The organism is Pseudonocardia sp. SID8383, assembly GCF_009864975.1.
Lineage (GTDB): Bacteria > Actinomycetota > Actinomycetes > Mycobacteriales > Pseudonocardiaceae > Pseudonocardia > Pseudonocardia alni.
The window spans coordinates 1-241 of sequence record NZ_WWFY01000028.1 but is presented as its reverse complement, the minus strand read 5'-3'; the positions used below and the strand labels follow the sequence as shown (position 1 = coordinate 241).

1 protein-coding gene is annotated in these 241 nt (G+C 78.4%); it reads right to left on the bottom strand.

The annotated features are described in order from the left end of the window. The coding region (locus tag GTW08_RS00700; RefSeq protein ID WP_161151250.1) for an MmgE/PrpD family protein at nucleotides 1-241 on the bottom strand (241 nt) is incomplete at both ends.

Sequence of the window (241 nt, the reverse complement as noted above, 5' to 3'; positions counted from 1 at the left end):
CGCGGCGCAGCGTGCCGAGGTCGTAGCGCCCGGTCACCCAGAGCGCGGCGAGCTGCCACGGCAGGGAGAACTGGACGTCGACCAGCGGGGCCCCGCGGTCCTGCCACGGCCGGGCCACCAGCTCGTAGGCCGACCCGGCCGGCAGGTGCGCGATGATCCGCCGCACCGTGTCCATGCCGGGCCGGCGCGCGTGCAGCTGCTCGGCCGCGGCCAGCGCGGCGTGGGTGTAGCGGCAGGCCGG